General features: G+C 72.8%; 23 protein-coding genes. 9 read left to right on the forward strand and 14 right to left on the reverse strand.

Annotated elements, in window-relative coordinates; all coding sequences use genetic code 11:
* The 10 genes from ACZ5GH_RS27650 to asnB all read right to left on the reverse strand — a co-directional run bounded on the left by ACZ5GH_RS27650 (window position 1) and on the right by asnB (window position 11,723).
* Window positions 1–1,350, reverse strand: coding sequence for a B12-binding domain-containing radical SAM protein (locus ACZ5GH_RS27650; protein WP_464335566.1), 1,350 nt, complete (start codon window positions 1,348–1,350; stop codon window positions 1–3).
* Between the two features lie 48 nt (window positions 1,351–1,398).
* Window positions 1,399–4,011, reverse strand: coding sequence for a lantibiotic dehydratase (locus tag ACZ5GH_RS27655; RefSeq protein ID WP_464335567.1), 2,613 nt, complete (start codon window positions 4,009–4,011; stop codon window positions 1,399–1,401).
* Between the two features lie 293 nt (window positions 4,012–4,304).
* A complete protein-coding gene (locus ACZ5GH_RS27660) occupies window positions 4,305–5,573 on the reverse strand; it encodes an MFS transporter (RefSeq protein WP_464335568.1) in 1,269 nt (422 codons plus the stop codon).
* Window positions 5,574–5,585: 12 nt separating this feature from the next.
* Window positions 5,586–6,101 carry a hypothetical protein gene (locus ACZ5GH_RS27665; protein WP_464335569.1) on the reverse strand — a complete coding sequence of 172 codons (516 nt, stop codon included), beginning with the start codon at window positions 6,099–6,101 and terminating at the stop codon, window positions 5,586–5,588.
* Between the two features lie 28 nt (window positions 6,102–6,129).
* Window positions 6,130–6,321, reverse strand: a complete 192-nt coding sequence (locus ACZ5GH_RS27670; RefSeq protein WP_387758608.1) for a (2Fe-2S)-binding protein — start codon at window positions 6,319–6,321, stop codon at window positions 6,130–6,132.
* Between the two features lie 27 nt (window positions 6,322–6,348).
* A complete protein-coding gene (locus ACZ5GH_RS27675; protein WP_464335570.1) occupies window positions 6,349–7,614 on the reverse strand; it encodes a hypothetical protein in 1,266 nt (421 codons plus the stop codon).
* Between the two features lie 57 nt (window positions 7,615–7,671).
* The gene (locus ACZ5GH_RS27680) at window positions 7,672–7,953 is read right to left on the reverse strand and encodes a PqqD family protein (RefSeq protein WP_387758612.1); all 282 of its coding nucleotides are present in this window, start codon (window positions 7,951–7,953) and stop codon (window positions 7,672–7,674) included.
* On the reverse strand, window positions 7,953–8,729 hold the full coding sequence (locus tag ACZ5GH_RS27685; protein ID WP_387758614.1) for a nucleotidyltransferase family protein: 777 nt from the start codon (window positions 8,727–8,729) through the stop codon (window positions 7,953–7,955). The genes ACZ5GH_RS27680 and ACZ5GH_RS27685 overlap by 1 nt, the downstream gene beginning before the upstream one ends.
* Window positions 8,722–9,510: a CPBP family glutamic-type intramembrane protease gene (locus ACZ5GH_RS27690; protein ID WP_464335571.1), complete on the reverse strand. Its 789-nt coding sequence runs from the start codon at window positions 9,508–9,510 to the stop codon at window positions 8,722–8,724. The genes ACZ5GH_RS27685 and ACZ5GH_RS27690 overlap by 8 nt, the downstream gene beginning before the upstream one ends.
* A complete protein-coding gene (gene asnB / locus ACZ5GH_RS27695; RefSeq protein ID WP_464335572.1) occupies window positions 9,507–11,723 on the reverse strand; it encodes an asparagine synthase (glutamine-hydrolyzing) in 2,217 nt (738 codons plus the stop codon). Before asnB ends, ACZ5GH_RS27690 begins: the two co-directional genes overlap by 4 nt.
* Window positions 11,724–12,350: 627 nt before the next feature.
* Here asnB and ACZ5GH_RS27700 point away from each other — a divergent pair.
* The 9 genes from ACZ5GH_RS27700 to ACZ5GH_RS27740 are packed head-to-tail and all read left to right on the forward strand — an operon-like array spanning window position 12,351 to window position 20,523.
* Window positions 12,351–13,331: a diiron oxygenase gene (locus ACZ5GH_RS27700; RefSeq protein WP_387758618.1), complete on the forward strand. Its 981-nt coding sequence runs from the start codon at window positions 12,351–12,353 to the stop codon at window positions 13,329–13,331.
* A gap of 32 nt (window positions 13,332–13,363) precedes the next feature.
* The gene (locus tag ACZ5GH_RS27705) at window positions 13,364–14,335 is read left to right on the forward strand and encodes a nucleoside-diphosphate kinase (protein ID WP_464335573.1); all 972 of its coding nucleotides are present in this window, start codon (window positions 13,364–13,366) and stop codon (window positions 14,333–14,335) included.
* Window positions 14,332–15,339 carry an acetylxylan esterase gene (locus ACZ5GH_RS27710; RefSeq protein WP_464335574.1) on the forward strand — a complete coding sequence of 336 codons (1,008 nt, stop codon included), beginning with the start codon at window positions 14,332–14,334 and terminating at the stop codon, window positions 15,337–15,339. The genes ACZ5GH_RS27705 and ACZ5GH_RS27710 overlap by 4 nt, the downstream gene beginning before the upstream one ends.
* 16 nt (window positions 15,340–15,355) lie before the next feature.
* Window positions 15,356–16,303: a nucleoside-diphosphate kinase gene (locus ACZ5GH_RS27715; RefSeq protein WP_387758623.1), complete on the forward strand. Its 948-nt coding sequence runs from the start codon at window positions 15,356–15,358 to the stop codon at window positions 16,301–16,303.
* Complete coding sequence (locus ACZ5GH_RS27720) at window positions 16,300–16,971, forward strand: MOSC domain-containing protein (RefSeq protein ID WP_387758625.1); 672 nt, start codon at window positions 16,300–16,302, stop codon at window positions 16,969–16,971. The genes ACZ5GH_RS27715 and ACZ5GH_RS27720 overlap by 4 nt, the downstream gene beginning before the upstream one ends.
* Before the next feature lie 5 nt (window positions 16,972–16,976).
* Window positions 16,977–17,636, forward strand: a complete 660-nt coding sequence (locus ACZ5GH_RS27725) for a hypothetical protein (RefSeq protein ID WP_387758626.1) — start codon at window positions 16,977–16,979, stop codon at window positions 17,634–17,636.
* 31 nt (window positions 17,637–17,667) lie between these two features.
* Window positions 17,668–18,168, forward strand: a complete 501-nt coding sequence (locus ACZ5GH_RS27730) for a CYTH domain-containing protein (protein WP_464335575.1) — start codon at window positions 17,668–17,670, stop codon at window positions 18,166–18,168.
* Window positions 18,158–19,528 carry a nucleotidyltransferase family protein gene (locus ACZ5GH_RS27735; protein WP_387758629.1) on the forward strand — a complete coding sequence of 457 codons (1,371 nt, stop codon included), beginning with the start codon at window positions 18,158–18,160 and terminating at the stop codon, window positions 19,526–19,528. Before ACZ5GH_RS27730 ends, ACZ5GH_RS27735 begins: the two co-directional genes overlap by 11 nt.
* Complete coding sequence (locus ACZ5GH_RS27740) at window positions 19,528–20,523, forward strand: aminotransferase class I/II-fold pyridoxal phosphate-dependent enzyme (RefSeq protein WP_387758630.1); 996 nt, start codon at window positions 19,528–19,530, stop codon at window positions 20,521–20,523. The genes ACZ5GH_RS27735 and ACZ5GH_RS27740 overlap by 1 nt, the downstream gene beginning before the upstream one ends.
* Before the next feature lie 99 nt (window positions 20,524–20,622).
* Here the strand turns inward: ACZ5GH_RS27740 and ACZ5GH_RS27745 are convergent, their stop codons facing one another.
* The 4 genes from ACZ5GH_RS27745 to hppD form a co-directional block, all read right to left on the reverse strand.
* Window positions 20,623–21,261, reverse strand: a complete 639-nt coding sequence (locus tag ACZ5GH_RS27745; protein WP_387758631.1) for a class I SAM-dependent methyltransferase — start codon at window positions 21,259–21,261, stop codon at window positions 20,623–20,625.
* 108 nt (window positions 21,262–21,369) lie between these two features.
* Window positions 21,370–22,599, reverse strand: coding sequence for an aminotransferase class I/II-fold pyridoxal phosphate-dependent enzyme (locus tag ACZ5GH_RS27750; RefSeq protein WP_387758711.1), 1,230 nt, complete (start codon window positions 22,597–22,599; stop codon window positions 21,370–21,372).
* A 65-nt stretch (window positions 22,600–22,664) separates the two neighbouring features.
* The gene (locus ACZ5GH_RS27755; protein WP_464335576.1) at window positions 22,665–23,816 is read right to left on the reverse strand and encodes an alpha-hydroxy acid oxidase; all 1,152 of its coding nucleotides are present in this window, start codon (window positions 23,814–23,816) and stop codon (window positions 22,665–22,667) included.
* A complete protein-coding gene (gene hppD, locus ACZ5GH_RS27760) occupies window positions 23,813–24,910 on the reverse strand; it encodes a 4-hydroxyphenylpyruvate dioxygenase (RefSeq protein ID WP_387758634.1) in 1,098 nt (365 codons plus the stop codon). Before hppD ends, ACZ5GH_RS27755 begins: the two co-directional genes overlap by 4 nt.
* Window positions 24,911–24,989 lie beyond the last annotated feature (79 nt).

Below are 24,989 nucleotides of genomic sequence, written 5' to 3' on the forward strand. Positions count from 1 at the left end.
TCAGTTCTCCTGCACGGCGGGTGCGACGGGTGCGGCGGCGGGCAGCGGGTCGCGGATGATGGCGTGCGCGGCGGCGATCTTCTCCTGGAACAGCTCCCAGCTGTCCTCCGGGGACAGGTGCCGGGGCCGGTAGACGACCGGGGCGTCCTCCCGCCAGTCGGCGAAGTCCCAGTTGAAGATGCGCTCGCGCAGCCGGGGGAAGTCCGGGGTGAGCGGGTACGGGACGAAGTTGTAGAGGTTGAAGAGCCACAGCGCCGATTCGTTCTCCCGCATCCAGCTGACGGTCTGGCCGTGCGCGGCCTCCGTCTCCTCGTCCAGGCCGCCCATCATGTTGAGGACGATCTTCAGCCCGGCGTCGCTGAGTTGACGGATCTTCGAAGTGTAGTCGTCCAGGCCGCGGGAGAGCTTGTTGAGCCGCTTCAGCATCTGCGAGTCGGCGGACTCGAAGCCGAGCTCCACGGCGACGACGCCGAGTTCGAGCATGGCCTCGACGATCCACTCCTTCACCTGCATCACGTGGGTCTGCACGATGAAGCGGTAGCCGGGGCGGTCCCGGAAGACGTCCAGCAGGTTGGCGACGGCCTCGCGGGACTGGCCGAAGGTCTTGTCCCCGATGTAGAAGAGCCGGGTGTCCGGGAACCGGCTGGTCAGCTCGTCCACCTCCTGGGCGAGCGCGTCCTTGGCGACCAGGGTGAGCTGCTTGCTCCAGGCGTCGCCGCAGAACGAGCACTGGTACAGGCAGCCGTGGCTGGCGTTGAGCCGCAGCAGCGGCACCCGGCCCTGGTAGCCGCCGAGGTGGCGGTAGTCCGGCGCCCAGGTGATCCGGTCGGACACCAGGCCGGGCAGCAGGGGCTTCTCCAGGCTGCCGCCGGACCCGGAGGCGAGTTCGACCAGCCGGCGCACGAAGGTGGCGTCGAGCTGGCCGCGGTGCACGGCGTGCACGGCGCCGTCCGGGGCGAGCGGGGCCATGTTCCCGCCGAGGACGACGCGCCGCCCGGCGTGCTCCAGCCGCTTGGCCACCTCCAGCGCGAGGCGGAGGTTCTGGGCGAGCGGGGACATCAGGACCAGGTCACCGGGGGCGGTCGCGTCGAGCAGCGGCTCGGCGCAGTCCTCCGGCTCGGCCGGGGTCCGGGACAGGTCGCGGAAGACGGAGTCCAGGCCCGCGGTGTTCAGCAGGGCGGTCAGGTGGGCGACCCACAGCGGCATCTCCCACAGGCCGTCGGTCGGGATGAAGTACTCGGGCAGCAGGGCCCGGAAGCGCCGGTCGTAGTCGTCGTAGTAGCGCGACAGGTTGGGGTCGGGGTCGTGGCTGGAGGGGAAGGGCAACTGGACGATGCAGCTCTTGGTCATGGCCGTGCCTTCGGTCGGTGAGGGCGTGGGGTCCTCGACGTGGAGCACTCAGTGGGGACGGCGCGAGAAGACCGCACAGCGCAGCTCGCTGGTGTGACGTTCTCCGTCGATGTCGAGCCAGAGGTGCTCCGGGGCGGGGAGCATTTCGCTGAACTCCAGGGGAGCGGCCGTCCTCCGGGCGAGCCGGAAGACCTGCCGGACGATGAGGGGCGAGTCCCAGTCGACGTAGACCGGTTTCGGCTCGCCGGGGATCTTCAGGAAGCCGCGGCGCGGCAGGCCGAGTTCGCGGCGCAGCCGGCGGGCGGCGGCGAACTCGGCGGCGTCGCCCTTGGACCGGTGGACGCCGGGGCTCCAGCCGCGCAGGGCCTCGGCGGGGACGCGCCAGCGCTCCCGGTGCAGCACGATCCGGCCGCAGCGGATCCGGGGCACGTGGTCGCGGTCCCGGTCACGGACGCCGACGCCGCCGAAGTGCCGGGGGAAGGCGAACGGGGAGAGCGGGTCCTGGCGGATGCTGGGGCCGCCGGCCAGCGGGGCGAGCAGCTTCAGCCGGCCCTCGACGCCGTGGGCGCGCAGTTCCACCCGCTCGGGGGTGGCCACCAGGTACAGGCCGCCGGGCTGGAGGACGTCGCCGCGGGCCTTCGGGGAGAGCCCGTACACCTCCAGGTCCGGGCAGGGATACGTGAGTTGGGCGCCGGTCTTGTCGGGGTGCGAGCGGGAGAGGTCGACCAGCACCTCGTCCTCGTCGAGCAGTCCCCGGTAGCGGGCGTGGATCTCGTCGAGCAGCTCCGGCGCCTCGGCCTGGAGCATCGGGGCGAAGCTGGAGTGGGTGAGCGCCTCGCGCACCGCGTGGCAGTCGCCGACGACGGCGAGGAAGTCCCCGCGGGCGATCGCGGCGGCGTCCGGCGCGGCGAGCATGACGTCCGGGTTGCACAGCGCGGGCGGGGTGTCCGGGTGGCGGGCGAGCAGCTCCTCCAGTCGGGCCCGGTCGACGACGCTCTCGTGCCGGCCGTCCTCGGCGCCGTCCAGCAGCAGGTCGACGACCTCCCGGTCGAGCGCCGCGATCTCCCGGTCCACCTCCTCGCACTCCCCGGCCAGCCGCGGCTTGTCGGCGAAGAAGGCGGCGTAGAAGTCCGGCAGCGGTACGGGTGTGCCGAGGCCGAAGCGCCGCGCCGTCCAGCGGTGCAGGATCGCCAGTTCGCGGCGCACGCGCAGCCGGGGGACGAGCAGCGTCAGGTCGTAGACCGCGGACAGCTCGCGGCCGATCAGCCCGGCGACGTCCGGGCCCAGGACGACGTCCCGGACCGGGCTGTACGCCTCCTCGTAGAGGATGGCGCGGTCCGCGTAGTGGCGGCCCTCGGAGCGGTTGGCGGCGGCGCCGGTGACCTCCTCGAAGGTCGCCTTGAGCTCGCCGAGCAGGGCCGCGCGCTCGGCCGTCGGGCCCTCGGCGAAGCGGCGCAGCCCGTCCTCGAAGCGGCGCACCACGGCGCGGTCGGGGGAGTCGTCGGCGAGGTGGCCGGCCAGTGAGCGCAGCACGTCGGTGGACCCGATCGGGATCTCCCAGCGCCCGATCAGCCAGTCCTGGTCGACGAGTTCGGCCAGCACCCGGTCGAAGCTCCGGTCGGCGGGGCGGTCCGGGCGCCGGGCCCAGCCGGCGCGCAGCTGCGCCACCGTGCGCTCTCCGTCGCAGTGCTCCCAGAGCCAGGAGCGATCGGCGTCGAAGGTGTCGGACTTCACCGCGACGAAGCGCCAGCCGTCCGGCATGCCGGTGGTGGTCTCGAAGGCGTACAGCCGGACCACGGGGCCCTCGGCGAAGGCGAGCGGCCGCCGGCGGGGGCGCACCGTCTCGAAGGTCTCCGGCCGGGCGCTGAACACCTCGGCCAGCGCCTCGCCCGCCCAGTGGCTGAGCAGGGCGATCCGGCGCAGCGGGCCGGTGGACCAGCTGACGCCGGCGGCGGCGGTGCCCTCCGGCGCCGTCCGGGCGACCGCGAGCGGGCCGAAGTGCGAGTGGGTCTCGTTCTTGGTGGTGACCCGCTGGAGGTACATGGCGAGCAGGTCGGTCATCCGCCGGACGTGCCCGTCCGACCCCTCGCCGCCGGAGGCGATCCAGGCGGTGAACTCCTCGAAACGGGCGTCGTTGGACAGCAGCAGGACCTGCTGGAGGGAGGGTTCGCGGAACAGGTCCACCACGGTGCGGCGGGCGTGGGCGAGGTCGGCGGCGTGCTCCTGCTCGAAGGTCGTCCAGTGGGCGTCCAGGGCCTGCGCCGCGTCCTGGTAGCGCTTGGCGAGGTCCAGGGCGGCCGGGCCGAGTTCGGCTTCGAGCCGGGCGAGGTCGGCGGGCGGGAAGGGGCGGAGCATGCCGACGCCGGAGGCGAGGTCGCCCCGGGTGCCGGCCCGCTCCGCGCGCAGCGCCGCCTTCAACCGGCGTCCCAGCTCGGCGGCTTCGTCCCGCAGGGTGAGCGCGGTGTCGGCGGCGCGGGTGGTCGAGGGGGCGACGACGCGGTCCAGCAGGGAGAGCGGGTAGCCCGCGTGGCGGAGCATCGCGACCGGGGCGAGCGACCAGCCGGTGCCGCCGTCCGCGTCGGCTCCCGGGGTGCGGCCGGCTCCCGGGGCGGCTTCCTCGGGAGGCCGCGTGTCGTCCGGGCGCCGCGTCGTCTCGTTCAAGATCGCCCCCAGCTGTGTGACTTGATCACGACAGTTCGTGACCATAACAACGTGTCGAGGGGGCTTTCAATAACGATGCGGTCACCACGCCGATTTCCGGCCAAGATTGACCGGCGGCCAACCGAAATCCGAGGTGGTGTGGCAGGGGCCTGACGTTGGGATGGCCGCGATCGACCCTATCGGGCCGGAAATTGACGCTGTCTCAAATCGCGGTGGGCGGCACGGCCTCCGGGAACCGGGCTCCGGCTCCTGGAGGGGTCACGCACCGTACGGCTCCCGCCGCGCGGGCCCGCTCACCGTACGGGCTCGACCGGTGCGGCGGGCTCGGGGTCGAGGAAGTCGCGCCGCTTGCGAAGCGGGGAGGCGAGAACCGGAAAGGGGATCAGCAGGGTGCACAGGCAGCAGGCCAACAGGGCCGTGCGGTTGCCGACGGCCTCGCCGAGCACGCCCGCGAGCAGGGCGCCGATGGGGAAGACGCCCCAGGAGACGAACCGGACGGTGGCCACCACGCGCGGCAGCAGCTCCGGTGCGACGGCCGTCTGGCGGTAGGTGCGGCCGATGATGGCGAAGGTGACGGTGCAGGCGCCCCAGCCCACGTTGCCCAGCAGGAACAGGGACAGGCCCCAGCCCGAGGAGGTGAACGGCATGAGCAGCGCGGAGAGCGGGGCGACGAACAGCGTGAGGACCGCCGCCCGGGTGGCGCCCAGCCACTTGACCAGGGAGGTGGTGACGGCCGCGCCGAGGACCCCGCCCAGGCCCAGGCCGGCGATCAGGAAGCCCACGACGTAGGAGTCGGCCTCCACCGTGCGGACGAGGAAGACGGCGGTGAGCGCGTCGATCGCCGCGGTGGCGAAGTTGAACCCGGTGCCGACGAAGACCAGCCGGCTGATCACCGGGTGCCGCCGGACGTACTCGATGCCCTCGCGGATCTCGGCCGCCATGTTGCGCTCGGCCTTCCGCGCCCCGCCGCCGCGGGGCGAGGGGACGGTCATCAGCAGCGTCGCCGAGACGACGTAGCTGACCACGTCCGCGATCAGGCTGTACGCGGCGCCGAGCGCCTGGACCAGGCTGCCGCCGAGGGCCGGGCCCGCGATCTGGGAGACCGACTCGCTGCCCTGGATCATGCTGTTGCCGGCGATCAGCCGTTCCTTGGCGACCACCGCCGGCAGGTACGTCGAGTAGCCCACCTCGAAGATCACGCTCGCCACGCTGATCACGAAGGCGACGATCACGAGTTGGGCGAGGGTGAGCACGTCGAGGTAGACGGCGGTCGGCACCGACACCAGCGCCGCGGCCCTGAGCAGGTCGGCGCCGACGAGGACGGGGCGCAGCGGGAGGCGGTCCACGATCACCCCGGCCGGCAGCCCGAACAGCAGCCAGGCGCACATGCCCGCAGCCGCCACCACACTCGTCTCGAAGGTGCTGGCGTCCAGTTCGAGGACGGCCACCAGCGGCATCGCGACGGTGGTGACGGCCGTGCCGAAGGCACTGGTGCTGTGCGCGGTCCAGATCCGCCAGAACACCGAGCGGTCGGGCGGTGCGGGCTGCGTCGGGGACGTCATGGTGGGCTCCTACTAGACGGCGTGGGTGTCGTACAGTCGGCGGGGGCCGTCAGCGCAGCAGCGCCACTTCCTGATCGCGAGGACGCGGATGCGGGCCGGCTCGCACTCGACCCGCTCGGGGTGGAACCCCGTCGTGGCGAGGAGGCCGAGGAACTCGTCGGCGGTGTCGCCGTCCTTCCAGCGGGGACGGTCCATGTCCAGGTGCAGGGCGCCGTGCGGGACCAGCGCCCGGCAGTAGCCGTTCAGCACCGCCAGGGCTTCCTCGGGCGCGGAGAACGGTTCCTTGCGGCCGCACCAGATGCCGTTCAGCTCCCCGTCCCCGAATGCCGCGGGGTCGGGTTGCGTCTGGTCCAGGGCGATGGACGGCCGCCGACCGGTGACTTTGGCATAGATGGTCTCCATGCCCTCCAGCCGGCCGGTGTCGAGTTCCCGGCGGCCCGGGGTGAACTCGGCCACCCGGATGTGCGGGGTCGGCGGCAGCGTGCCCATGAATGCCTGCAGGACCGCCTCGTTGACGGGTGTGTCCATGAATGCCCTTCCCCGTTCCTCGGTGTGGTCAGTGACCGAAGTCCTCGATCAGTTCCTGGAGTGCCTCACCGCAGCCGCCGCAGCCCGTGCCCGCCAGGCAGCGGGCGCCGATGTCGGCCGGCGAGTGCGCTCCCGCCCGGATCGCGGCGACGATCTCCGCCTCGGAGACCGCTCGGCACACGCACACGATGCAGTCGGGGTCGGGGTCGTACACGGTCATGGTCGAGCCCCCCTGCGAGCCGTCGGATCAGCCGACCGCGATCCGCTTGCCGTCGATGACGAAGCAGCCGCGCTCCGGCTCGCGGGCGAGCAGATCGACGTCCGGGAAGAAGGTGCGGTGGGCGGTGAAGGACACCAGGTGCCAGATGTCGGACTCCGAGACGCCCAGGCCACGGACGTTGGCGATCTGCTGGTCGATCGGCTGGGTGCCGGCCGCGACGACGCCCTCGTGCTGGTACCAGAGGGAGTTCTCGGCGTCGCGGTGGAGGTGCTGGCCGCCCAGGTCCGGGGTGTCGCTGCGGTCCGTCATCAGCATCATGTTCGAAGGACCGGCCAGCTCGACCGCCCGCTTGGCGATCGCGAAGTCGACGTGCTCGCCGTCGAAGTTGAGGCAGGCGGTGATCCGGCCGGCGTGCGCGGCGCGGATGATCGCGGCGGGCACCGGGCCGACCTGCTCGTGCAGGTCCGCGAGGGACCAGGAGGGCAGGTCGTACGAGGCGATGACCGCGTCGCGCTCGGCCTTCGCCCGGGACGTGCGGAACGCGTGCTTGACCAGCAGCGGCATCTCGTTGAAGAGGTGGTCCGTGATGACCCGGACGCCCCGGCCGGGGAAGTTCGCGGCCTCGGCCGCGCTGATCGCGGTCTCCACGCAGTCGGCACCCAGCTGGGGGTCCTCCCGGGTGAAGTGGCCCAGCGCCGGTCGGACGCCGCGCTCCACCAGGGTGGTGACGATCCACTCGAGGTCCGGGTAGCCCGCCGGCAGCGCCGGCGCGAGGTACGAGCCGGGCGTCAGCGCGTCGGGCGAGACCATGAGGTAGACCAGGCCGAGCGGACCGCAGGACGCGAGCTTCTCCCACTCCGCGCGGGACGGCGCCCAGACCGAGCTGGCCGGGGTGCCGCCGAAGCTGGCGACCAACGGGCCTTCCAGGGCGATCGCCCCGATGTGGGGGAGCTCGCCGTCGGCGCGCATCCGGGAGAACTCGCCCATGAACCCGACGAAGCCGTCGAGGCGCTCCTGGCGGAGGTAGAGCGTGGGGATGCAGACGATCCCCTCGGCCCGGGCGGCCTCGTCGAGCTCCTTCAGGTCCATCCGGCTGAAGTCGGAGAAGTCGACGTTGCCCAGGCCGTGGCAGTGGACCTCGACCGGCAGGCTCGGTACGAAGTAGCCGTCGGAGCCGGCGTCGGCGTTCGGCGCGTCGGACACGGACAGCCGGCCGTCGCTCCAGGTCACGGAGAGGGGTCGGGTGCGCTCGGGAGACAGCGAGGTGTTCGCTGTGAGCATGGTGGTCTTCATCTCTTTCCTATCGAGTCCATCTCGCGGTCCACCGCCACGTCCGACCTGGTGCAGGCGTCAGAAGACGACGGAGCCGGTCGTCGCGAGGTATTCCAGAATTTCCTTGGTGTCTGCGGTGGCGGTCTCCGCATCGATGCCGTACTCGGCGGCCAGCAGCCGGCCGATGTCGGCGATCGAGTTCCGTCCGTCGATCTGCTTCCAGATGAAGCTGGCCGTCTCGGACAGCTCGAAGGCGTCCTTGCCCACGGCCACGAGGAACTTGCCGCGCAGGTTGCGGACCCGGACGTCGGGCCGGTACGACGGAACCTGGTCGACGGAGAGGTCGGGCTGGTCTGCCATCAGAGGACCACGCTCATCGAGATCCGGCGGCACACGGGCAGCACTTCGTTGACCCACGCCGCGGGGTCGGCCGGGTCGAACGACTGCATCGTCTCCAGCGCCCAGTACTCGTCGAACGAGAGCACCGACTGCTCCACGGCCCGGAAGCGCCTGGCCCGCCACTTGGCGTTCTGGCCGTACTCGGCGTGCGAGGCGAGCAGCGCGTCCACGGCGTACTCCAGGGCGACGCGGGCCGAGAGCACCGCGCTCTCCAGGTCGCCGATCGCCATCTGCCCCACGGCGTCCTCGACGCGGGTGTCGGCGTAGTTCAGGCCGCGCTGCACCAGCACGGAGCCGAAGGCGGAGTCCTTGAGCTCCTGCGCGCGCCGGGTCAGCCAGTCCACGTTCTCGAGCGCCTGGCCGTGCCGCAGCCACTCCAGCGTGACCGTCTCCTGGCGGTCGAGCTGGACGCCCTCGCCCACGGCGCTCTCGAAGGCCTGGTGCGAGACCTTCGACAGGACGGTGTCGATCTGCTTGTCGGTCAGGTACCGCAGGTCGCAGCGGGTGCCGTCCGCGTAGGTCTCGATCGAGCGGAACTCGTCCGCGCCGAACGGGATCGGGGCGCCGCCGAGGCTGCCGCTCCACGGCTCCTCGGTGATGACGAACAGGTCGATGTCGCTGCTCGGGTTGCCCCAGCCGCGCACGATGGAGCCCGCCTGGAAGATGCAGAGCGGGGCGTCCGGGAGGAGGCCCTGGGCGCGCAACTCCGGTAGGCAGGAGGACGAGTTGTCAGCCATGGCTCTCTTTCTCTGAACGTTGGTGCTCGAGCAGGACGGACGGCGCGTTGTTGACCAGGTGGGCCAGCAGCGCGGGGAGGATCGAGCCGGACAGCGTGACCAGGGCCAGCAGACAGAGGGCGGCCAGGAGTTCCACGGCCAGTACCCGCGGCGCCTTGCGCCAGTGGCTGTCGCCGACGTGGTGGCGGGCGATGAACGCGGCCGCGCCCAGGAGCGGGACCACGAGGCCGGCCGGCCCGGCCGCCGTGACGGCGAACGACCGGTACAGCGCCTCTTCACCGAAGGGCGCCAGGATGCCCGTCGCCACCCTGGTCCGCGCCTGGAGCGGGGTGGACGGGCCGACGAGGAAGGCCAGGTCGCCGGAGAGCAGCAGCCGGAAGTTCATCCCGCCGGCCAGCAGCAGGACCGCGGCCACTGCGAGCGCCACGGCGTACCACCACCAGGCCGTGCCCCGGGTGAGCCAGGGCATGTCGGTGGCGGCGGCGACCGCGATGAAGGAGATCGGGACGGCGACGGCGATCGCGTTCTCGCTCCAGTAGGCGGCGCCGGTGCGCAGGGTCCGCGGCATCCGCCACGGCAGCAGTCCGGCCAGGGCGTCCAGGGCGACGAGCGCGGCGGCGGCGCGCCAGGTCCCGCCCTGGGACCAGAGCGCCACCGCGAAGGCGACCATCACGGCCGCCGACAGCAGGCGCACGAGCTGCGGCGGCCAGGCCGCGCGGTCGAACGCGCGGGCCAGGAAGCCGGTGCCGGCGGCCGCGGGCGCCGAGGGCGGCGTACTCATCGCAGGACCGGCTCCCCGGCCCCGGACTCCACGGTGATCAGACCGACGGCCAGGGCCTCCTGGAACAGCTCGGCCACCTCGGCGAGTTCGCCACCGGTCTTGGCCAGCGTCTCGGCCAGGGTGAGGGTGCCGTCGAGGGACTGCAGCAGGGCCAGCCACGCGGCGTCCTCGGAGGCCGAGATCTCGTACTCGAAGCTTCCGTCGACCACCACGAACCACGAGTCCGGCTGCGCGGGCACGGTGGCGAGCAGGGCGTTGTCGGCCAGCGCGTAGACCGCCTGGCGGTCGATCTCCGGTTCGCTGACGACCCGGGCGAGGATCTCCGGGGCCTCGCGCTCCCAGTCGTCGACCTTCAGCTCCACCGGGGTGGGACGGGCGGCGGCCAGCGACGGCGCGGCCGGCAGCTGCGCGGTCATCGCCTCCAGCAGGCCGAGGTTGACGATCCGCAGCAGCAGCTCGATGCTGCCGGTGCTGGGGCTGCGCACCAGCCGGTCGAGGGTGGTGCGCAGCCCGTCGGCGTTGAGGTGGCGGCGCGCGTTGTCGCTGGACAGGGCCTCCTCGAGGAGGGCGGCGCCGTCCTGGGCGAGGATCCGGGTCAGGACGCGATTGGTGTGCCGGGCGCCCTCGCCGTAGAAGAAGTAGCCCTTGGGGCGGGTACGGATCTCCTCGGGCAGGATGCCCTTCATCGCCTCGCGCACGATGCGCTTGTCCCACAGCAGCGCGGAGCGGCGGGCGGCGGGGATCCGGGCGACGAGTTCGACGAGGCGGTGGTCGAGGAACGGGACGCGGGCCTCGACCCCGTTGCCGGCGGCGGTGCGGTCCTCGTGCCAGACGTTGTACTGCTCCAACGTGCGGTACTGCCAGGCGAAGTAGCCGGCGTAGTGGTCGTCCGCGTACGGCGAGGAGGGGTCGATGACCGCGTCGTTGAGCAGTGGGACGCCCTCGTGCTCCCACCAGTGGCCGAGCTTCGGGTTGCGCTCCAGCGCCTGCCGCCGGTGCAGGTCGCGCAGGTTGGCCTCGAAGGAGTCCCAGTCGCCGCCCTCGCCGGCGAAGTTCGGGATGTAGCCGCCGTTGATCTCGTCGGCGGCGGCGCCGAGCAGCATGCCCTTGATCTCGGGGAAGTTCTGCCGGGCGAAGCGGTGCATCTCGAACTTGTAGAAGACCTCGGGGCCCACCATCGGGGTCTCCGCCAGCCAGACGAGGTCGCGCCACTCCTGCGGGCCGGGGACGCGGTCGGAGCCGATGAGCACCTGGTGGTTCGTCAGACCCAGCAGCTCGGCGGTCCGGTGGCCGCCACGGGCGTCGCCGTTGAGGGCGGTGCCGGGTGTCAGCGCGGTGAAGGTCTGGAGGCCGCCGCCCGGGGCGAGCGCCGCGACGGCGGCGGAGTCGATGCCCCCGCTGAGGAAGAGGCCGAGCTCGGAGTCGGCGGTGGCGCAGTCGGCGACGGAAGCGGCGAGCAGGTCGCGGAACTCGGCGACGTAGTCCTCGTCCGTCATGTCGGAGTGGGCGTCGGGGCCGGGCAGTTCCCAGTAGCGGTGCTCGCTGGTGGCGCCGTCCTGGAGGCGGATCTGCAGGATCGTTCCGGGCGCCACGATCCGGATGTCCTCGAACCAGGTGGTGATGCGGCCGTGCACGAACCCGGGCGTGGCGTTCATGTCGTACTCGCTGAGCGCGCGGCTCCAGTCGACCCGGCGCGGGGTGGCGCCGTCCGCGAACAGGGCCTTCATCTCCGAGGCGAAGACGACGCGTTCGTCGTTGCGGTGGTAGTAGAGCGGCTTGATGCCGAAGCGGTCGCGCCCCATCAGCAGGACGCCGCGGGCGCGGTCCCACAGGACGAAGGCGAACATGCCGTTCACCCGGTCGAGGAAGCGCAGACCGTCGCGCTGGTAGAGGTAGAGGAGCACCTCGCAGTCGGAGCCGGTGCTCAGCCGGGTGCCGGAGGGCAGGCCGGCGGCGAGTTCCCGGTGGTTGTAGACCTCGCCGTTGGCGATCAGGACGAGGTTGCCGTCCGAGCTGACGAGTGGTTGGGCGCCGTCCTCCGGGTTGACCAGGGAGAGCCGGTTGAAGGCCATGCCCACGGGGCCGTCACAGAGCAGTCGCCGGTCGTCGGGTCCGCGGTGGGCGAGTGTGCGGGCGAACGCCTCCAGGAGTCCACCGGCCTCCTCGGGCAGGGCAGTCCCGTCGATCCGGGCCACCCCGGCGATGCCACACATTCTCCACACTCCGTCCGCTGAAAAACAGGAAAGCGAGCCACTCGAAAACGACCGGAGGCCCCGAAAGGTGCGCCACGCCCGTTTCCGGGCGTGGCGCACAACGCGTCATCAGACGCCGTTCGACAGGATGGTGCCCGTGCCGACCTTCTTGGCAGACGGCTTGATGTACTTCTTCATGACTTTCACCTCCTCCTTGGCATGGATTTGGAGGATTCAGTTCCGCGTGGGTGCGTTGACGCAACGCGATGTGTCACAACGGTGAACGCGCCACCATCGATCCCACCGAAACTCTCATCAGCACACCCGCAGCGCTCGGAATGAGCGAGAAGTGCGGCGCTGGTACCCCCGTACCGGGCGGTTCGGAGTCATCTCCGTAACCGCTGCGTTAACTTCCTATCGCGATTGAGGAGCCGCGGTCAACCCTGATCGGCCTGTGAGTACGGCGACTTCTGAGGCTCCGTCGGCTCCCCTGGCGGACGATCCGGCCGGTTTGCCCGAATTCCTCTCCCGGGGGGTGTGACGGGGGGTGTGTCCCCTTTGCGGGCGAAAACTGCTGGATACTCGGGCCGGCCGCCCCGGGAAGTTTTCTCCTTTACTTGTCGGGCGGGCCTGATCTATGGTCGGCCCATGCCCGCAAAACGGTCAGTCATTGCCTGCCCGGAGTCGTCGGTAGCGGACGAGTATCAAAGCAAATTCGGTAATTGGGATCAGCGAGCGAGCGTTCGTATAAAACCGATCCGCGTACTCGCGCAGCCTTCGGACGGCCAGGTGTATTTCCCGCCGGAACTGGTTCCCGTGGTATCCCACCCGATCGTGCGCGATGCCGCACCCGGGACGGTTCGCCGCATACTCGTGGAGCGGCTCTGCCACTACCTGCACTTCACCACGGAACTGGAGTCCGTCGCCGTGCTCCCGGTGACCGTGGCCCTCAGCCGCGGCCGGGACGACCTCGACCTGGTCGCGGCCATGCGGGAGGACGCGTTCAAGATCTCGACGGACGAGGCCTGGCACGCCCAGTTCTCCCGCGACCTCTTGACCCAGGTGGCAGCGGAGGCGGGCATCGCCCTGGAGCTGGCCGAACCCGCCTTCATCCGCCGGCTGGAGGAGATCCGCGCGCTCATGCAGCCCGAGCTGCGCGGCACCCAGTCGCTCGCCTTCTGCATCGTCAGCGAGACGCTGATCTCGGCGATCCTGTCCGACCTCCCGCGCGACCGCCGGCTGCCCACCGCGGTCCGCGACCTGGTCCGCGACCACGCCGAGGACGAGGGCAAGCACCACGCCTACTTCCACAGCGTGCTCAAGTACTTCTGGCACTCGCTGAGCGCCCGGCAGCGCCGACTGCTCGGGCCCTGGCTGCCCGAGCTGATCACGGTCTTCCTCGAACCGGACTACCCGGCCGTCGCGCGCTCCCTGCTCGCCGCCGGCCTCACCACCGGCGAGGCGGAGACCGTCATGGCCGAGTCGTACCCGGCCGCCGAGGTGCGGGCCTCCATCGCCGAGGCCGGCCGGACGACCACCCGCTACTTCGTCGAGATCGGCGCGCTGGACGACCCGGGGACCCTGGACGCCTTCCACGCCGCCGGACTGACCGACGGGCTCTCCCTGTGAGCCGACGAACGAACCAGAAGGACGGCACCGCGGTGAAGACAGAAGACCTCGAGACGGCGGCGGCCCCCGGGGTGATCCTCCACGACATCCCCACCGAGCTGGTGCGGACGGTGACCCGGTCGCCGGCCAAGGCGCGGCTGTACGGGGTGGACAACTACTTCCGGGAGAGCAGCTGGCTCTTCGGCGACGACCTCGACGACGTGCTGCGCACCACCCTGTGCGTGCTCAAGCCCGAGGCGGCCGCCGGCCGGCGCTACCGCCCGGCTCTCGACGCCCTGCGCGAGAACGGCTTCCGCCCGGTCGACGCGGTCCGCTTCCGCCACCACCGGCTCACCGTCCGGGAGACCTGGCGCTTCCAGCTGAACTTCGCCAGCCGGGAGCGGATCGACGCGATGGACCTGGTCCTCGGCACGTCCGACTCGGTGATGCTGGTCCTCCGGGACGAGCGCTGGACCCCCGGCGACGTCCCGGCCGCCGTCCGGCTGACCGCCCTCAAGGGACCGTCCGACCCGGCGCAGCGCCGCCCCGAGCACCTGCGCAGCCGGCTCGGCGCGGTCAACGGCCTGTTCAACTTCACCCACACCTCGGACGAGCCGATCGACGTGATGCGCGAGATCGCCATCGTGTGCGACGAGGAGCGCCGCCGGCTGCTGCACGCGCGGGTGCGCAGCGGGTACGACGCGGTGCCCGAGGCCCTCGCCGCCTTCGCGGAGCTGGAGGCCGAGACCCCCGCGCACGACCTGGACCTGGACAACAGCCGGCGCCGGCTGGCCGCGGCCGACGGGCCGATCGGAGACCTGGCCCGCGACCACGCGGCCGGCCGGGAGGTCCCGGTCGGGCGGATCGCCGCGGCCCTGCGCGCCGGCGCGGACGGCCCGGCCCAGCACTGGGACCTGCTCAGCGTGCTGACGCACACGCTGCGTTTCAACGAACCGGGCATCGGCCGGATCTTCCCCAACGTCCTGCTCGAGTCCTGGCAGCACACCGACGGGGTCCGGGCGTGAACGGCCTCCCCGAGGCGCTCGCCGGGCTGCGCTCCGCCCGGCGGCCCCCCGCGGACTTCGACGCCTTCTGGAAGGACACCCTGGACGCGGCGGCGCACCCGCTGGACCCGGTGTTCACCGAGGTCGCCGCCGAGCTGACCGCCGCCACGGTGTACGACGTGTCCTTCGCGGGCTCGCGGGGCCACCGCATCGCGGCCTGGCTGATCGTGCCCCGGCACGCTTCGGCGGCCGTCGGGTGCGTGGTGCAGTTCCTGGGCTACGGTGAGGGCCGCGGGACTCCGCTGGACTGGCTGTTGTGGCCGGCGGTCGGCCGGGCCGTGCTGGTGGTCGACACCCGGGGCCAGGGGGGCGCGAACCTGCGCCCGGGGAGCACCCCCGATCCGGTGGGCACGACGCACCCGCAGGTCCCGGGGTTCGTCACCCGGGGCCTGCTGGATCCGGCCGAGTACTACTACCGGGACGCCTACGTCGACGCGGTGCGCGCGGTGGACACCGCGATCGCCCACCCGGCGGTGGATCCGGGGCGGATCGTCGTCTCCGGATGCAGCCAGGGCGGCCTGCTGGCGCTCGCCGCCGCGGCGCTGCACGACCGGGTGGCGGCGGCGCTGGTCGAGTCCCCGTTCCTGTGCGAGGTCACCGACCCGGCGCTGTTGCCGGACCGCCAGCCCTACCGCGAACTGCTGCGGTTCTGCCAGTTCCATCCGCAGCACGTCGCCCGCGCGATGGACACGCTGTCCTACTTCGACGGCGTCGCGCTGGCCGAACGCGCCGACTGCCCGGCGCTGTTCTCCCTCGCGATGCGGGACCAGGTCTGCTCCCCGGCCTCCGTCGCCACCACGTACCACCACTACGCCGGACCGAAGCGGATCGGGGTGTGGCCGTTCGCCGGCCACGCCGAGCCCAACGGCTACCAGCGCCGGGCGGAGGTCGAGTTCGTCGCCGGGGTCCTCGGCGACCGTCCCGGTGTCCACGCAGGGCCGTCCAGCGCGGCACCGGTTTCCTGAAGAGAGGGAAGCACACGTGCTGTCCGAAGCATTGCCAGACCACGAGCGGCTCAGCGAAGTCGACCAGGACGTCCTCGACCAGCTCACCTGGTCCGCGGAGAAGGCCCGGATGTACTCCGTCGAGCAGTACCTCCGGGAGAGCTGCTGGACCTTCGGCGGGGACCTGCCGGAGATGCTCGGCGTCACGCTGTGCATGCTCAAGGCCGAGGCCACGGCGGGCCGTCGGCTGCGCCGCGCCGTCCGGGCCCTGGCCGACGCCGGCTTCGTGCCGGTCGACGTGGTGGTCTTCAGGCACGACCGGCAGACCATCCGCGAGGTCTGGCGCCACCACTTCAACATCGCCACCCGGGACCGGGTCGAGGCGATGGACCTGATCCTGCCCAGCATCGACACGGTCTGCCTGGTGCTCAAGGACACCAGGTGGGCGCCCGGCGGGCTGCCGGCCGCGATCCGCCTGAACTCCCTCAAGGGCCCGGCTGACCCGACCCAGCGGCGCCCCGACCACCTCCGCCACCAACTGGGCGTCGTCAACGGCCTGTTCAACTTCATGCACTGCTCGGACGAGCCGATCGACGTGTTCCGGGAGATCGCCGTGCTGTGCGACGACGACCGCCGCGCCACGATGCGCGAACGGATCCTCGCCGACCACGACGCCCTCCCCGAGGTGCTGGCCGTCTTCGACGCCCTGGAGGGCCGCCACCCGGCCCACGACTTCGACTACGAGCTCAGCTGGGAGCGCCTGCTGCGGGTCCCGGGCCCGCCGGGCGAGCTGGCCGCCCGCCGGGCCGCCGGCGGCCCGGTCGGGCTGGGCGAGGTCCTGGCCGTCACCCGCGGCATCCCGTACGAGCACCCCAACCGCTGGGACCTGCTGACCGTGATCACCCACCTGCTGACGGAGATGAACCTCCCGGGGGTGGAGACGAGCGTGCCGAACGTCACCGCGGACTGGGGCGGGCCGCGGTGAGCGCGGCGGGCCGGCTGCTCACCGTCAACCTCGGCGTGGAACGCACCGGGCCGTGGACCTCCAACGGGCGCAGCGGCATCGACAAGCGACCGGTGCCCGGCCCGGTCATGGCCCGGGCCGGCGGGCTCGACGGCGACCTGATCGTCAACACCAGGGCGCACGGCGGCGTCGACAAGGCGGTGTACGCGTTCGCGCGCGAGGACGCCGGCTTCTGGGAGCGGGAGCTCGGCCGCACGGTGGCACCGGGGAACTTCGGCGAGAACCTCTCCACCGTCGGCGTCGACGTCACCCACGCCGAGATCGGCGAGCGCTGGCGGATCGGCGGCGCGGTCTTCGAGGTGATCCGCCCGCGCAAGCCCTGCCGGGTCTTCGCGGGCTTCTGGGACGTCCCGGACCTGGTCAAGCGCTTCATCGCGAACGGGGCGCCCGGTGCCTACCTGCGGGTCCTGACCGAGGGCGAGGTCTCACCGGGCGATCCGGTCGAGGTGGTCGAGCGCCCCGGCCACGGGGTCACCGTCAACCTGATGCTGCGCGCGATCACCACGGAGCCGGAGCTGCTGCCGCTGATGCTGACGGCGCCGCAGATGCTTCCCAAGATCCAGGACCGGGCGCGCCGCTGGCTCGCCGCTCAGCAGGACCAACACGCGTACGTGGGAAAGGAACAGTGACCGCCGTGACCGCCATCGGTGACCAGCTCATCGACTCCGCCCGGCTGGCCGGGCTCGCCTGGGAGGACCTGCCGGTCCTCCACGACCAGCTCGCCGAGCTGCTGGAGGAACTGAGCACGGAGGAGTGGCTCAACGCGGCCTTCGACCACGTCCTGGCCACGCCCGAGCTGCTGGTGCAGAGCGAGCGGCTGCAGGAACTGGACCGGGTGGTCCTCGTCAACGACGCCGCCAGCGGGGTGCGGGTGCGGCTGCACGTGTTCCGCGACCGCGAGTTCGACCGCCCGCACAACCACCGCTGGACCTTCGGCAACCGGGTGCTGGCCGGCAGCTACCGCCACTACCTGTACGGCGACTACGACGAGCTGACCACCGACACCAAGATCGGCGAGCCCTTCATGGTCCGGGACGAGACGCCGGGAACCGGCTACGTGATCCGCCACACGCTGGTCCACTCGGTCGCCGCGGTGCCTGACACCACCTCGCTGATCGTCCGCGGCCCGGCCGCCAAGGACCGCTTCGTGGTCATGAACAGCGACACCGGCGAGGCCTGGTGGCAGTACGGGCACGCGGTCGAGGACGAGGCGGAGATCGCCAAGCGGCGCCTGGGCGCGGAGAAGGTCTCCGGGATCCGCGACCTGCTGGTGCGCCAGGGCGTCCTCCACTGACCCCGGCCACCCCGACTCCCGGAGCGCACCCATGACCCAAGAGATCGAGCGGAAGTTCCTCGTCCACGACTTCGTCCCGCCGGCGGACGCGACCGCGCAGCAGGTCCGGCAGGGCTACGTCGCGATCACCGAGGAGGGCACCGAGGTCCGGATCCGGCGCGCCTCGGGCCGGCACACCCTGACCGTCAAGAGCGGCACCGGTCTGGTCCGGGTGGAGGTCGAACGGGAGATCGGCAGCGAGGAGTTCGACGCCCTGTGGCCCACGACCGCGGCCGCCAGGATCGAGAAGGACCGCTATCGGCTGGCGGACGGCCCGCACACCGTCGTCGTCGACGTCTACCACGGCGCGCTGCACGGACTGTGCACCGCCGAGGTCGAGTTCCCCTCCGTCGAGGAGGCACGGCAGTACACGCCCCCCGGCTGGGTGGGCGAGGACATCACGGGCGTGGTCGGCTACCTCAACCGGTCGCTGTCGACCCGCGGCATTCCCACGCACGAAGAGAGCACGAGGACCGACCACCATGGGAACTGACTTCCCCCACCCCGACGACCTGGCCGCCCTGCGGAGCCTCTCCAGCCTCCAGCCGCTGTACAGCACGGAGCGCTCGCTGGCCGCCATCGCCACGATCGGCGCGCAGGAGGCGGCCCGCTTCCTGGAGACCCTGCGGATGCGCACGCTGGTGATGTCCCGGCTCGCCCCGTACGAGGACCGGCCGGGCGTGCGCGGCTGCATGGCCGCGATGCGCCCCAAGGCGGACAGCCTCAAGCGGATGCACAAGGTCCTGGACGCCAACCTGGAGATGCTGGAGCGGATCGCCCGCGACGCGGGCCTCCAGTTCTTCGCGATCAAGGGGCTCGGCGCCCGCGCGACGTACACCGACCCCGGCGTGCGCGACTTCAGCGACCTGGACATCTTCGTCCGGACCCGGGCCGAGGCCAGCGTCCTGGTACGGGCGCTGCGCCTGGAGCACGGCTACCAGTACCTGAAGGCCGAGCTGCCCTGGATCAAGTACGACCCGACCGAGAACCTCGTGTACGGGCAGTTCCCGCTGGTCGCGCCGGACGGCGCGGACGACCTGCTGAACGTGGACATCCACTTCGGCGACTACTCGGTGCGGCACAGCAGCCGGCTCGGGCTGACCCCGCAGCTGCCCGCCGGGGAGCCCGGGGTCCGGGTCCTCGCGCCCGAGGAGAACCTCGCCTGCGTCGTCAACAACGCCGCGGGCGACTACTTCGTGACGGCCAAGGACACCAACGACCTGCTGATGGCGCTCTCGCTGCCGGAGTTCGACGTCCCGCGCTTCACCGCCCGGCTGCGTCAGTCCGGCCTGGAGGGCTTCCTCGGCTTCATCGTGGCCGAGCTGCGGGCCGGCACCGCCCTGACGGCGGCGCAGGAGGAGCGGCTGCGCACCCTGCCCGCGGTGCGCACCCTGGAGCCGGCGCCGGACCCGCGGGCGCCGCACTGGGAGCGGCGCTGCCTGGGCACCACCGTGCACGCCTTCGAGGAGGGGCGCCGACGCGGCGGGCTGGTCGGCGCGGCGAAGCTGGCGGCCGACGCGTACGGCTACTACCGCGGTCGGCTGTCGCTGAGCGTGGTCCGGCCGACCGGCGGGAAGACCGCCCGGCCGTTCGCGCTGAACCCGTGGACCTGCGTCCGGCTGGTGCCGGTGGACATCGCCGAGGCCCTGCTCGAGGGCGAGCCGGCCGTGCCGGACCCGGCGGTCCCCGCCCGGCCCAAGGCGCTCTCGGCGGACCGGGGCATCCAGCGGCTCGACACCCCGTACGGGCAGTACGTGCGGATCGAGGACGAGACCTTCCTCGCCACCGTGGACTACCGCCTGCCGGGCGAGCTGATCGCCGGCGCCCGCGCGGCCGCCGCGGGCCCGGCCTGATGATCGACCTCGGCGGTCCGCCCCGCCCCTGGCCGACGGACCTGGTGCGCCGCTTCGGAGCGGCGCACGACCGGGCCCTGGACCGGGCGGACCGCTGGAGCACCCCGCCCGCGCAGGGCGACCCCGAACTGCTGGAACGGCTGGCCGAGTCGTTCGGCGCCCCGCCGGAACGGACGCTGGTCACCGGCGGGGTGCGCCAGTTCGCCGGAAGCTGGGCGGGGCGCACCCGGACGGCGGTGGTGGAACGGCCGGGCTTCGCCGACATCGGGACGGTGCTCGCCGGGGCCGCCGGGGTCCGCGCCCTGACCTGGGAGGAGCTCCCCGGCGCGGCGCGCGGCTGCCCGGAGCCGGCGACGGTCTGGGTGACCAGCCCGCACCGCAACCCCGACGGCCGGTCGCTCGGCCCCGCCGAACGCGCGGTCCTGGCGGAACTCGCGGCACAGGGCCACCACGTGGTGGTCAACCAGGTCTACCGGTGGTTCGCCCCGCCGGAGGACCCGCCGGACGGCTGCTGGGGCGTGACGTCCCTGGCGAAGCTGTGCGGCGGCGGCAGCCGGCTCGGCTGGGCGACCCCGCCCGTCGGTGCCGCCCCGCTCCCGACGCTGCGCGCCGCCGGGCCCGCCACCACCTGGCAGCGGGCCTGGGCCGGGTTCCTGGAGCCGTCCGCGCTCGACTCGCTGGTCCGGGCGTGCGTCGAACCCACGCTGGAGGCGCGCCGGCTGTTCACCGACCGGCTCGGGGACCTGCTGGGCTGGGAGTTCACCGGGGGTGGCATGTCCCTGCTGCTGTCCTGGCGCGGTGCCGCGGAGGAACGGGTGCTGGCCGAGTTCGCCGAGCTGGAGCTCGCGGTCGGGCCCGGCTCCGCCTTCGACGCGCCGCCCGGATCGGTGCGGCTCGCGTTCTCCGGCGTCGACGCGGACGAGGCGGTGCGGGCCGCCGACCGGGTGGCCCGGCTGGCGGCCCGCACGGCCGGAGCGCTGGCGCCCGGCGGGTAGGCCGGTCCACCGCCGGCCGGTCCACCGCTGGGCGGTTCCGTTGTCGGCCGGTCCACCGCCGGGCGGTTCCGTTGTCGGGCGGTTCCGTCGTCGGACGGATCAGCGGGCGGCGCGGGCGTACGCGGTCAGCCAGTCGAGGTCGCGGTGCCCGGCGCCGTAGCGCTGCCGCTCGTTGACGACGCGCACGTCGGGCCCGGGGAAGCCGGCCGCCTCCAGCAGGCCGCGGACCCGGTCCGCGGTCTGGTAGCGGAAGAAGCGGGCGGCGTCGGCGCTGAAGGACTCGACGAACTCCTCCTCGCCCTCGCCCTCCTTGAAGCTGACGAAGAGCGCACCGCCGGCCCGCAGCACCCGGCGGAACTCGGACAGCGCGGCCGCCACCTGCTCGTCCTTGAGGTGCAGCAGCGTCGCCTGGGACCAGACGCCGGCGAAGGAGGCGTCGGGGAAGTCCAGCGCGCACACGTCCATGCGCCGGAAGTCCAGCGCGGGGTGGAGCTCCCGGGCCCGGGCGAGGAAGGGCTCGCTCAGGTCGACCCCGGTCACCGCCACGCCCCTGGCCGCCAGCAGGGCCGTGTCGCGGCCGAAGGCGCACCCGGCGTCCAGGACCGGCCCGGCCGGATCGGGGAGCATCCGGGTGAAGCGGTCGAGCTCCTCGTCCGGAACCATGCCCTTGGTGGCGGATTCGTACTTTTCGACGCCGTGCTCGTAGGCGGCGATGGTGCGTGAGAGGTAGTCAAGCATGCCTGGGAACCTACCCTCGTGGGGCCCGGAACGGGCCCGAACCGGCCGGAACGGACGCCGGAACGAGCCGGAAGGGGCGCCCCCGGCGGGACGCCCCTTCCGGGCGGGTCAGGACTGTGCGGCGAGCAGCGCGGCCAGTCCGTCCAGCCCCCGGTCGAGGGTGGCCGGGTCGACCTGGCTGACGGAGAGCCGCAGTTGGTGCTCCCCGCCCGCGCCCGGGTAGAAGTGCGACATCGGCGTCCAGATCACCCCGTACTCCGAGGCCGAGCGTTCGAGCAGCGCGTCGTCCACCACGCACGGCACCGTGAGCACCAGGAAGAACCCGCCGCGCGGCTCGTTCCAGGTCACCCCGCCGCCGGGCGGGAAGCGCCGGGCCAGGCCCTCCAGCACCAGCGAGAGGTTGCGCCGGTAGAGCGCGGCGACCTCGGCGTTGGCGGCCCGCAGGCTGTGGCCGTGCTCCAGCAGCGCGCCGCCGATCACGGCCTGGGCGATCGGCGAGGTGTTCACCGTGGTCATGCTCTTGATCATGCCGAGCAGGTCGGCGAACAGCACGGTGGAGCCCTGACCGTCGTCCACCAGCTGGTCCGCCACCACGTACCCGACCCGGGCGCCGGGCAGGGCCGTCTTGGCGAAGGAGCCGAGGTGGACCACCCGCCGGTCGGTGTCCAGCGCCTTGAGCGAGGGCAGCCGTTCCTCGCCGGCGAACACGCAGTACGGGTTGTCCTCCAGCAGCAGGAAGTCCTCCTCGCCCGCCAGCGCCAGCAGCTCCCGGCGCAGCTCCAGCGGCAGGCTGGCCCCGCTCGGGTTGGCCACGTCCGGCACCAGGTAGAGCGCCCGCGGGCGCAGCCCCTCGGCCCGGGCGGCGGCCAGTCGGCGGCGCAGGTCGGCGAGGTCCACGCCGTCCGGGCCGTCGGCGACCGCCCGTACCGGCAGGTCGGCCAGCAGCGCCGCGCCGGTCAGCCCCACGTAGGTGGGGGAGACGGCCAGCACCACGTCCTCGGGGCCGCGGCGCAGCGCCCGCAGCACCAGGAACATCGCCTCCTGGCAGCCCACCGTCACCACGATCGACTCGGCGGGCACCTCGATGCCCTCGTCGGTGGCGAGGTGGGTGGCGATCAGGTCGTGGATGATCCCCTTGGTCCGCCCGTACTGGAGCACCTGGCGGCGGGCCGCCTCCTCGGTCAGCCCGCGCTCGGTGCGCAGGTGGTCGAGGTAGCGGTCCAGGTGGCGGTGGACGGCGTCCAGCTCGAAGAACTGCTCGGCCGGGCGGCCGGCCGCGAAGGAGACCGCCTCCGGGTACCGGATGGAGATCTCGTTGAGCAGGTTCATCGAGGTCATCGCCGGGTCGGCGAGGGACGTGTGCAGACCCGCCAGCAGCAGGTCGTGCGGTGCGGCGATGGTGGTCACGGGGTGCTCCAGGTGGGGCAGGGCAGGGTGGTGGTGCGCAGGTCGGCGGCGGCCCGCAGGTCGGCGCAGCCCGCGAGGCCGAGCGCGTGCCGCAGCTCGGCGGCGAGCAGGTCGAGGACCTCGGTGCAGCCCGCCTCGCCGCCGGCCGCCAGGCCCCAGATCAGCGGGCGCCCGAGCAGCACCCCGGAGGCGCCGAGGGCCAGCGCGGTGAGCACGTCCGAGCCGCCGCGCACCCCACTGTCCATCAGCACCTGGCAGTCCTCGCCGGCCAGCGCCTCGGCGACGGCCGGCAGGACCGTCAGCGCGGGCACGGCCCGGTCGAGCTGGCGGCCGCCGTGGTTGGAGACCACCACGGCCGCGGCGCCGAGCCCGGCGGCCCGGCGCGCGTCGCCCGGGTCGAGCACGCCCTTGACCACCAGCGGCAGCGCGGTCTGCCCGCGCAGCCACTCGAGGTCGGCCCAGGTGACGCCGGGGGAGAGCAGTTCGGCGGTGTGCGCGGCGACCGCCGAGACGGCCGCGGTGGACTCGTGCGCCCGCCCGGCGGCGCCGTCCTCCAGCAGCGCCGCGCGGACGTCCCCGGGCAGTGCGAAGGCGTTCCTGGCGTCGCGCAGCCGGCGGCCCATGTACGGCACGTCGGCGGTGACCACCAGGGCCTCGCTGCCGGCCTGCTCGGCGGCCTTGACCAGGTCGAGCAGCCGGCCGCGGTCGCGCAGCCAGTACAGCTGGAACCAGAGCGTGGCACCGGTCCCGGCCAGTTCCTCGAAGCCGACGCTGCTGAGGGTGCCGACGGTGAACGGCACGCCCGCGGCGGCGCAGGCGCGGGCCGAGGCCAGTTCGCCCTCGGGGTGGAACAGCCGGTGGTAGGCGACGGGTGCCGCCGCCACCGGCAGGGTCGCCCGGCTGCGCACCAGGGTGGCGGCGGTGTCCCGGGTGCTGACGTCGGTCAGCACCCGGGGCACCAGGCCCACCCGGTCGAAGGCGGTCCGGTTGGCGGCGAGGGTCAGCTCGCGCTCGGCGCCGCCTTCCAGCCACTCCCAGACCTCGGGCGCGAGCACGGCCCGGGCCCGGTCGGCGTACTCCGCGACGGACAGTGCCGGGCGCCCGTCGGCCGGTTCGGTCGGTGGTTCGTCGCGGACGGACGCGCTCATCCGGCCACTTCGCTGGCGTTGCGCTGGAGCTCCACGGCCTCGTAGAGGGCGCGGATGTTGTTGCTGCCGAAGTTGCGGGCCCGGATGCGCTCGATCACCTCGAAGAAGAAGGTGTTCCGGGGGTGCTGGGAGCGGGTGAAGATCTGGAACAGCTGGCCGTCGTGGTCCTGGTCGACCAGCAGGTTCAGCTCCCGCAGCTGGTCGGTGGAGTGGCGCAGCGGGGTCAGGCGGCCGGGCAGGGCGTCGTAGTAGGTCTGCGGGGTGCGCAGGAACGGCACGCCGCGCTCGGCCATGGTGGAGACGGAGTGCACCGCGTCCTCGGAGGCGAAGGCGACGTGCTGCACCCCGGCGCCGCCGTGGCCGGCCAGGAAGGAGGCGATCTGGCCGCCCGCGTCCGCGGCGAGCGGCTCGATCAGGGTGAGGGTGACGCTGTGGTCGGCGCTCTGCACGACGGCCGAGTCCATGCCGAGGGTGCCGAACTCGACCCGCTCCTCGAAGATCGTCCGGAACCCGAAGACCTCGCGGTAGCGGTGCTCGGTCGTGCGCAGCTCGCCGAACGGGACCAGGACCGCGAAGTGGTCGACGGAGCGCAGGCCGACCTCGCCCTCGCCGGTCAGCGGGAGCGGGTCCGGCAGGCCGGGGATGCGGCCGGCCGGGGTCCCGGGGCCGCGCTCGACCAGGGTGTGCACCACGTCGCCGAAGGCGTCGACCACCGCGGTGACGCAGCCGTCGGCGGCCAGCGGCGGGCGCAGCGCGGCGGCGCCGCGGTCGGTCAGGGTCCGGAACGCGTCGGCGGCGTCCGGCACCCGCAGGCCGAGGGCGGCCACGCCGTCGCCGTGCCGCTCCAGGTAGTCGGTGGCCGGGTGGCCGGCGGCCAGCGGCTGGGTGACCAGCAGCCGGATCGAGGACTGGCCGAACAGGGCGGACAGGCAGCGCTCGGCGGCCTCGCCGCGCTCGGTGGGCGGGACGAGCAGCTCGAAGCCGTACTCCTCGGTCAGCCGGGTGGTCTCGGCGCCCAGGTCGGCCGTGTAGAACTCGACGTGGTCCAGCTCGACGGGGATCGGGGTGACGGTGGGAGAGGAACGGTCGGTCATCTGAGGAGCTCTCTCGTGAGGAGGAACGGGAGGTGCCGAAGGGCGGTCGGACATCGGGCGTGCGGGGTGGTGCGGGCCG

This window comes from Kitasatospora sp. Xyl93, from assembly GCF_055383135.1.